Annotated in this window: 2 protein-coding genes; both read left to right on the top strand. The window is 77.6% G+C overall.

The window, feature by feature from the left end; genetic code table 11:
* The coding region (locus ACIOFR_RS41370; RefSeq protein ID WP_401005875.1) for an SDR family NAD(P)-dependent oxidoreductase at nt 1-3,461 on the top strand (3,461 nt) is incomplete at its 5' end.
* A gap of 127 nt (nt 3,462-3,588) precedes the next feature.
* The coding region (locus ACIOFR_RS41365) for a type I polyketide synthase (protein WP_401005874.1) at nt 3,589-9,992 on the top strand (6,404 nt) is incomplete at its 3' end.

The raw sequence follows: 9,992 nt of genomic DNA, 5'->3' as shown, positions 1-9,992 counted from the left end.
TCCAAACCCCCCTCACCCTCCCCACCACCACCCCCCTCCACCTCCAGATCCGCACCACCACCCCCGACCCCACCGGCCACCGCACACTGACCGTCTCCTCCCGCGAGGAGGACGGCCGGGAGTGGACCCTGCACGCCACCGGCGTCCTGGCCGCCGAGGCGCCGCAGCAGCCGTCGCCCGACCTGATCGGCCGGCCGCCCGCGGATGCGGTGCCCGTCGAGCTGGACGGCCTGTACGGGCGGCTGGCCGGGGCCGGTTTCGGCTACGGACCGGCCTTCCAGGGGCTGCGGGCGGCCTGGCGGCTGGGCGAGGACGAGGTGTTCGCGGAGCTCGTCCTCCCGGCCGCCCAGCAGGCCGACGCCGCGGGCTGCACGGTCCACCCGGCGCTGCTGGACGCGGCGTTGCAGGCGGGTGCGCTGCTCCCGAACCGGGACGGGGTGGCCCGGCTGCCGTTCAGCTGGAACGGGGTGACCGCCCATGCCTCGGGCGCGACCTCGCTGCTGGTACGGGTGGTGGCCGACGGCCCGGAGGCCGTCTCGCTCGCGGCGTACGACCTGGCGGGCCGGCCGGTGCTGACGGTGGACTCGCTGACGCTGCGTCCGCTGCGGGCGGACGCGCTCGGCCCCGCGGCGGCCGGCACGGACAGCCTGTTCCGGCTGGAGTGGCTGCCCGAGGAGGGCGCGCCCGGCACCGCCTGGGCGGCGCTGGAGTCGCTGCGGCCGCAGGACCCGGTGCCCGCCGTCGTCCTGGCCGACTGCCCGGACGGGGATGACGAGGAGGGCGGCGACGCCGACGAGGCCGCCCGCCTGCACCGGACGGTCGCGCGGGCACTCGCACTGGTCCGGGACTGGCTGGCCGAGGAGCGCTTCGCCGCCTCCCGGCTGGTGGTGCGCACCCGCGGTGCGGTCCGTACCGGTCGGGAGCCGGGCCCGGTCGACCTCGCGCAGGCGGCGGTCTGGGGGCTGCTGCGCAGCGTGCAGAGCGAACACCCGGACCGCTTCGTGCTGTTGGACACCGACGGGGACACCCGGACGGAATCCGCCGGGGGCGTCGGGGACCTGCCGGCCGTGCTGCCGGTCGGGACCGAGCCGCAGCTGGCGCTGCGCGGCGGGGAGTTGCTGGTGCCGCGGTTGGCGGCGGCCGCGCGGCCGGGCCTGCTGACGGTTCCCGCGGGTGGGGGCGGCTGGCGGCTGGAGACGTCCGGTGCGGGCACCCTGGAGGACCTGGCGCCGGTGCCGGGCTCCGCCGAGCCGGCGCCGCTCGGCGCGGGCGAGGTGCGGATCGCGGTCCGGGCCGCCGGGTTGAACTTCCGGGACGTCGCGGTGACCCTCGGGCTGACGCCGGACCAGCAGGGGCTGGGCAGCGAGGGCGCGGGCCTGGTGCTGGAGGTCGGCGACGGGGTGGCGGACCTGCGGCCGGGCGACCGGGTGATGGGGATCTTCGGCTCGGCGTTCGGACCGGTCGCGGTGGCGGACCGGCGGACGGTGGTGCGGATCCCGGACGGCTGGTCGTTCGCCCGGGCCGCGTCGGTGCCGGTGGTCTTCCTGACCGCCTACTACGGGCTGTTCGACCTGGGCGGGTTGCAGCCCGGCGAGTCCGTCCTGGTGCACGCCGCGGCGGGCGGGGTCGGGACGGCCGCCGTCCAGCTGGCCCGGCACGCGGGGGCGGAGGTCTTCGGCACGGCGAGCCCGCAGAAGTGGGACGCGCTGCGCGCCGCCGGGCTGGACGGCGACCGGCTGGCCTCCTCGCGCACGCTGGAGTTCGCGGACCGCTTCCTGGCGGCGACCGTGGGACGCGGTGTGGACCTGGTGCTGAACTGCCTGGCCGGGGAGTTCGTGGACGCCTCGCTGCGGCTGCTGCCGGGTGGGGGCCGCTTCCTGGAGCTCGGCAAGACGGACGTCCGGGACGCCGCGCGGGTCGCGGCCGAGCATCCGGGGGTCGGGTACCGCGCCTTCGACCTGATGGAGGCCGGTCCGGAGCGGATCGGCGAGATGCTCACCGAGATCCTCGCCCTGTTCGAGCGCGGGGTGCTCACCGATCTGCCGCTGACCTGCTGGGACGTCCGGGAGGCGGCGGAGGCGTTCCGGTTCCTCGCCGGCGCGCGGCACGTGGGCAAGAACGTGCTGCTGCTCCCGGCGCCGCTGGATCCGGACGGCACGGTGCTGGTCACGGGCGGCACCGGCACGCTGGGCTCGCTGGTGGCCCGGCACCTGGCCACCGCGCACGGCGTGCGGCACCTGCTGCTGGCGAGCCGTCGGGGGCCGGCGGCCGAGGGCGCGGACGCGCTGGTGGCCGAGCTGGCCGGGCTGGGCGTGCGGGCCACGGTGGTGGCGTGCGACGCGGGCGACCGGGCGCAGCTGGCGGAGGTGCTGGCCGGGGTGCCCGGGGACCGTCCGCTGACGGGGGTGGTGCACGCGGCGGGCGTGCTGGCGGACGGGCTCGCGGAGTCGATGACGCCGGAGCGGCTGGCCGCGGTGCTGCGGCCGAAGGCGGACGCGGCGATCGCACTGGACGGGCTGACGGCGGGGCTGGACCTGGCGGTGTTCGTGCTGTTCTCCTCCGGGGCCGGGTTGCTGGGCCCCCCGGGGCAGGCCAACTACGCGGCCGCCAACGCCGTCCTGGACGCGCTGGCCGCCCGGCGGCGGGCGGCGGGCCTGCCGGGGGTGTCGATCGGCTGGGGCCTGTGGGAGGAGCGCAGCGCGCTCACCGCGGACCTGCGCGCGAACGGCTCGGCGGGTGCGCTGTCCACGGCACAGGGGCTGGCGCTGTTCGATGCCGCGCTGGCCGCGCCGGACGCGTACCTGCTCGCCGCCCGGCTGCAGCGCGGCGGGCCGGCGGGCCCGGCGGCGGGTCAGGTCCCGGCGGTCCTGCGGGGGCTGGTGCGGCGGCCCCGGCTGCGCGGTGCGGCCGCCGGGACGGCCGGGGTGCCCGGCGGGGGCCCGGAGTCGCTGGCGGCGCGGCTGGCGGCACTGCCGGCCGCGGAGGCGCACCGGTTGCTGCTGGACCTGGTGCGGGGGCACGCCGCGGCGGTGCTGGGGCACTCCTCGCCGGAGCGGGTGCGGCCGGGCCGGCCGTTCAAGGACCTCGGGTTCGACTCGCTGACCGGGGTCGAGCTGCGCAACCGGCTGGTCGCGGCGACCGGTGTCCGGCTGCCGGCGGCGATGGTGTTCGACTACCCGACGCCGGAGGCGCTGGCCCGTCAGCTGGCGGCGGCCACCGCCGGGCCGCAGGGCCCGGGCCCGGCCCCGGACGCGGCGGCGTCCGTGCTGGCGGGCCTGGAGCGGCTGGAGGCGCTGGTGGCGGAGCTCCCGGCGGACGAGCCGGTCCGCGCGGAGCTCTCCCGGCGCCTGCGCGAGGTGCTCTCCCGCAACGGCGAGGAGAGCGAGGCGGCGACCCGGATCGTCGCCGCGACCGACGACGAGATCTTCGAGTTGATCGACCGCGAGCTGGGCGGTCCGTGAGTCCCCCCGGCGGATGACCACGCCCGGGACCCGCCCCCGGCCCGCCCCGGCGTCCGCCCGTCCGACGACGCTCCGACGACGCCCCCCGAACCGTGCCGCCTCCCGAAACGAAGGTGCAGGAACCCCCGTGACCGAGCAGAAGCTGCGTGACTACCTCAACCGCGTGACGATCGACCTCCAGCAGACCAGGCAGCAACTGCGGGACGCCGAGGCGCGCAGCCGCGAGCCGATCGCCATCGTCTCGATGAGCTGCCGGTTCGCGGGCGGTGTCAGCACGCCGGAGGATTTGTGGGAGCTGCTGGCCGCCGACCGGGACGCGATGACGGGGCTGCCCGCGGACCGCGGCTGGGAGCTGTCCGACCTGGCCGCGAGCGGTTCCCCGGCGCGCGGCGCGTTCCTGGCGGACGCGGGCGGTTTCGACCCGGCGTTCTTCGAGATCAGTCCGCGTGAGGCGCTGGCGATGGACCCGCAGCAGCGGCTGCTGCTGCTCGCCTGCTGGGAGGCGGTCGAGCGGGCCGGCATCGACCCGGTGTCGCTGCGCGGCAGTTCGACCGGGGTGTACGTGACGGCGGTGGACCAGGGGTACGGCACGCTGGGCCGCAGCGCCCCGGAGGCGGTCCGCTCCTTCCTGATGACGGGCAACGCGATCAGTGTGCTGTCCGGCCGGGTGTCGTACGCGATGGGGCTGGAGGGTCCGTCGCTGAGCGTGGACACGGCGTGCTCGGCGTCGCTGGTCGCCCTGCACCTGGCGGCCCAGGCGCTGCGCGGCGGGGAGTGCTCGCTGGCGCTGGTCGGCGGGGCGAACGTGATGGCGCTGCCGGGCGCGTTCCTGGAGATCTCCCGGCAGGGCGGGATGGCGGCGGACGGCCGCTGCAAGCCGTTCGCGGCGGCGGCGGACGGTACGGGCTGGGGCGAGGGGGTCGGCGTCCTGCTGGTGGAGCGGCTGTCGGACGCGCGTCGCAACGGGCACCCGGTGCTGGCGGTGCTGCGCGGCAGCGCGATCAACCAGGACGGCGCCAGCAACGGCCTGACCGCACCCAACGGGCCGTCCCAGCAGCGGGTCATCCAGGCCGCGCTGGCCGACGCCGGGCTGTCCACCGCGGACGTGGACGCGGTGGAGGCGCACGGCACCGGCACCCGGCTCGGCGACCCGATCGAGGCGGACTCGCTGCTCGCCACCTACGGCCGGGGCCGCCCGGACGGGCAGCCGCTGTGGCTCGGCTCGCTGAAGTCGAACATCGGCCACACCCAGGCCGCCGCCGGCGTCGCCGGGGTGATCAAGATGGTGCTGGCGCTGCGCAACGGCGTGCTGCCGCGCACCCTGCACGTGGACGCGCCGACCCCGCACGTGGACTGGTCGGCCGGCTCGGTGGAGCTGCTCACCCGGGCCCGGCCGTGGCCGAAGGCGGACCGGCCGCGCCGGGCCGGCGTGTCCTCGTTCGGGATGAGCGGCACCAACGCGCACGTGGTGCTGGAGGAGGCACCGGAGCCGGAGCCCGCGGTGCCGGCCGCGGGCGGGCCCACCGAGGCGGACGGGCCGGTGCCGTGGGTGCTGTCCGGGCAAGGCCCGGAGGCGCTGCGGGCGCAGGCCGCCCGGCTGGCCGCGCAGGTCTCGGCCCGGCCGGAGCTGCGTCCGGCGGACGTCGGCTTCTCGCTGGCGACCGCCCGGTCCGCGTTCGAGCACCGGGCGGTGGTGGTGGGTTCCGACGCCGCCGAGCTGCTGCGGGGCCTGAGCGCACTCGCCGAGGGGACGCCCGCGCCGAACGTGTCGGTGGGCCGGGCGGCCACCGACGGTGCCCGGACGGTGTTCGTCTTCCCCGGCCAGGGCTCGCAGTGGCTGGGCATGGCCCGCGGGCTGATGGCCTCCTCGCCGGTGTTCGCCCGGTCGGTGGCGGCCTGCGCCGAGGCCCTGGAGCCGTACCTCGACTGGTCGTTGACCGCGGTGCTGCGCGACGAGCCGGGTGCGCCGCCGCTGGACCGGATCGACGTGGTGCAGCCCGCGCTGTTCGCGGTGATGGTGTCACTGGCCGAACTGTGGCAGTCGTACGGGGTCCGGCCGGACGCGGTGGCGGGTCACTCCCAGGGCGAGGTGGCGGCCGCGTACGTGGCGGGCGGCCTCGACCTGGCGGACGCGGCCCGGATCGTGGCACTGCGCAGCCTCGCGCAGGCGAGCCTGTCCGGGACCGGGGCCATGACGGCCGTCCAGCTGTCGGCGGACGCGACGCGGGAGCGGCTGCGCCGCTGGCGGGGACGGCTGTCGGTGGCGGCGGTGAACGGACCGGCGTCGGTGGTGGTCTCCGGCGACCCGGCGGCCGTCGCCGAGCTGGTGGCCGAGTGTGCGGCGGCCGGGATCCGGACCCGCGCGGTGGCGGCCGACGTGGCCGGGCACTCCGCGCACATGGACGGGCTTCGCGAGGAGCTGCTGGCGTCGCTGGCCGACCTGCGGCCGCGCAGCTCGCAGGTGCCGTTCCACTCCGCGGTGACCGGCGGGCGCCTGGACACGGCGGGGCTGGACGCCGCGTACTGGTTCCGCAACATGCGCGAGACGGTGGACTTCGAGGCGGCCGTGCGGTCGCTGCTGGTGCACGACCACTCGGTGTTCGTCGAGATCAGCCCGCACCCGGTGCTGACCGTGCCGGTGCAGGCCGTCGCCGAGGACCTCGGGCACCAGGACACGGTGGTGCTCGGCACGCTGCGCCGCGGCGAGGGCGGGCCGGGCGGGATGCTGCGGGCCCTGGCCGAGGCGCAGGTGCGGGGGCTGCCGGTGGACTGGGCGCCGGCGTTCTCGGCGCACCGTCCCGTTGCGGTGGAGCTGCCGACGTACGCCTTCCAGAACCGGCAGTTCTGGCTGGAACCGGTGTCCGGTCCGGTGGCCACCGACCCCGCGGACGCGGCGTTCTGGGCGGCCGTGGAGCGGGAGGACGCCGAGACGGTCGCGGCGACGCTCGGGGTCGCGCCGGACTCCTGGCAGGAGGTGCTGGCGCCGCTGGCCCGCTGGCGCCGGCACCGGCAGGACCGGGCGGTGCTGGACGGCTGGCGCTACCGGGTCGCCTGGAAGCCGCTCGGCGACCCCACGGCCGGTGCGCTGGGCGGCAGTTGGCTGCTGCTCGAACCGGCGGGCGGCGCACCCGGGCTGGGCGTCCGGATCGCGGCGCAGCTCGCCGGGAGCGGCGCCGAGGTGGTCCCGGTGGTCCTGGAGGGCGCGGACGGCGCCGACGGCGACCCGGCGGCCCTCGCGGAGCGGCTGCGCACCGCGCTGGACGGGCGGGCGCCGCTGGCCGGCGTGGTCTCGCTGCTGGCCCTGGACGAGCGGCCGCATCCCGCGCACCCGGCCCTGCCGGCCGGTACCGCGCTGACCACCGCCCTGGTCCGGGCCCTGCTGGAGCCGGGCCTGACGGCGCCGCTGTGGTGCCTCACCCGGGGCGCCGTCGCGGTGTCCGGCGCGGACCGGCCGCAGGCGCCCGTCCAGTCGCTCGTCTGGGGGCTCGGCCGGGTGGTGGCCCTCGAACAGCCGCCGCTGTGGGGCGGCCTGGTGGACCTGCCGGCCGACTGCGACGACCGGGCGCTGGCCCGGCTGGCGGCGGTGCTGGCCGGTGACGGCGCGGAGGACCAGCTCGCCGTCCGCGCGGAGGGGGTCTTCGCCCGCCGGCTGGTCCGGGCACCGCAGGCCACCGCGCCCCGGCCCTGGCGGCCCCGCGGCACCGTCCTGGTGACCGGTGGCACCGGTGGTCTCGGCACCCATGTGGCGCGGTGGCTGGCCCGCGGCGGCGCCGAGCACCTGGTGCTGGCCAGCCGCCGGGGCGAACGGGCCCCCGGTGCCGCCGAGTTGGCCGCCGAACTGACCGGACTCGGCTGCCGGGTCACACTGGCCGCCTGCGACCTGGCCGACCCGGAGGCGGTGCGCGCCCTGGTGGACGGTCTGGCCGACGCCGGCGACCCGGTCCGCTCGGTGCTGCACACCGCCGCCGCCGTCCAGCTCGGCAAGGTCCGGGACACCGGCCCGGGCGAGTTCGCGAGCACCCTGGAGGCCAAGGTGCTCGGCGCGGCCCACCTGGACGAGGTGTTCCGGGACACCGAACTGGACGCCTTCGTGCTGTTCTCCTCGGTCTCCGGTGTGTGGGGCAGCGCCGACCACGGCGCGTACGCCGCCGCCAACGCCTACCTGGACGCGCTCGCCGAGCACCGCCGCGCCCGCGGCCTGGCCGCCACCTCGGTGGTGTGGGGCATCTGGAGCGCGGCCGGCGGCGGGCTCGCCACCAGCGAGCTGGAGCAGCAGCTGCTGGAACGCGGCATCCCGTTCATGGACCCGCGGCTGGCGATCGCCGGGCTGCAACGCGTCCTGGACGACGACGAGGGCGCCGTGGTGGTCGCGGACGTGGACTGGGAGCGGTTCGTCCCGGTCTTCACCTCGGTGCGGCCGAGCCCGCTGATCTCCGAGATCCCCGAGGTCCGGGCGCTCGCGGCGGCCGCCGCCGAGGCCGGGGAGCAGGACGGCGACGAGGCCGGGGCCGCGCTGCGGCGCAGCCTCGCCGGCCACTCCGAGGCGGAGGCCCGGCGGACCCTGGTGGACCTGGTGCGCCGGCACGCCGCCGACGTCCTCGGCCACGACTCGCCGGAGCAGGTGCGGGCCGACCGGGCGTTCCGGGAGCTCGGCTTCGACTCGCTGATCGCCGTGGAGCTGCGCAACCGCCTCAACGCGGCGACGGGTCTGCGGCTGCGCACCACCGTGGTCTTCGACCACTCCTCGGCCGACGCCCTGGGCGAGGCGCTGCGCATCGAACTGCTCGGCGCGGCGCGGGAGGCCGGCCCGGTGCCGGCGGCGGCCGGCGACCCGGCGGAGCCGATCGCGGTCGTCGCGATGAGCTGCCGGTTCCCCGGCGGCATCGACGACCCGGACGGTCTGTGGCAGCTGCTGCTGGACGGCGGGGACGTGGTGGGGCCGATGCCCACCGACCGCGGCTGGGACCTGGCGGGCCTCTACGACCCCGATCCGGACCGGCCGGGGCGTTCGTACGTCAAGGAGGGCGGGTTCCTGTACGGCGCGGGCGACTTCGATCCCGGGTTCTTCGGGATCAGCCCGCGCGAGGCGGTCGCGATGGACCCGCAGCAGCGGCTGCTGCTGGAGACGTCCTGGGAGGCGTTCGAGCGGGCCGGGCTGGACCCGGCCGGGCTGCGGGAGAGCCGGACCGGGGTCTTCGTCGGCGTCAACTACCAGGACTACAGCTCGATCGCGGCCCAGGGCGCGCCGGACGCGTCCGAGGGGCACCTGGTGGCGGGCTCGGCGGCCAGCGTGGTGTCCGGCCGGGTCGCGTACACCCTGGGGCTGCAGGGCCCGGCGGTCACCGTGGACACGGCCTGCTCGTCCTCGCTGGTGGCGCTGCACCTCGCGGCGCAGGGGCTGCGCTCCGGGGACTGCTCGCTGGCGCTGGCCGGCGGCGTCGCGGTGATGGCCACGCCCGGGGTGTTCGTCGGGTTCTCCCGGCAGCGCGGGCTGGCGGCGGACGGGCGGTGCAAGGCGTTCGGCGCCGCCGCCGACGGGATGGGCCTGGCCGAGGGCGTGGGCGTGGTGCTGCTGGAGCGGCTCTCCGACGCCCGGAGCAACGGGCATCCGGTGCTGGCGGTGCTGCGCGGCAGCGCGGTGAACCAGGACGGCGCCAGCAACGGCCTGTCCGCGCCGAACGGGCAGGCGCAGCAGCAGGTGATCCGGCAGGCGCTGGCGAACGCCGGTCTGTCGGCGGCGGACGTGGACGCGGTGGAGGCGCACGGCACCGGGACGACGCTGGGCGACCCGATCGAGGCGGACGCGCTGCTCGCCACCTACGGGCGGGACCGGCCGGACGGGCGGCCGCTGTGGCTGGGTTCGCTGAAGTCGAACATCGGCCACACCCAGGCGGCGTCCGGGGTGGCCGGGGTGATCAAGTCGGTGCTGGCGCTGCGGCACGGCGTCCTGCCCAGGACCCTGCACGCCGAGGAGCGGACCCCGCACGTGGACTGGGCCTCCGGCGCGGTCGAGCTGCTGACCGAGGCCCGGGAGTGGCCGCGGACCGGGCGGCCGCGCCGGGTCGGGGTGTCCTCGTTCGGCTTCAGCGGCACCAATGTGCACGCGGTGCTGGAGGAGGCGCCGGGCGACGGGCCGGTGGCGACGGCCCCGGGCGGCGACGGGCTGCCGTGGCCGCTGTCGGCGAAGTCCGCCGAGGCGCTGGCCGCGCAGGCCGGGCGGCTCGCCGAGCACCTGCGGGCGGCCGGGTCGGAGCAGGCCGGCGTGGCCCGCACGCTGGCCGGGCGCGGTGCGTTCGAGGAGCGGGCGGTGCTGCTCGGCGGCGACCGTAGGGCCGCCCTCGCCGGCCTGACCGCGCTGGCCGCCGGGGAGCAGCTGCCCGCGGGCGTGCTGCGAGGGGTCGCGGACGCCGCCGGGCGGCGGGTGTTCGTCTTCCCCGGGCAGGGGGCGCAGTGGGCCGGGATGGCGGTCGAACTCCTCGACTCCGCCGAGGTGTTCGCCACCGCGATGGCCGACTGCGAACGCGCCCTCGC

The sequence above is a fragment of the Kitasatospora sp. NPDC088346 genome, assembly GCF_044740765.1.
Classification (GTDB): Bacteria; Actinomycetota; Actinomycetes; order Streptomycetales; family Streptomycetaceae; genus Kitasatospora.
Note: the sequence above shows the minus strand (reverse complement) of the source record. Positions and strands in the feature narration are given on the sequence as shown.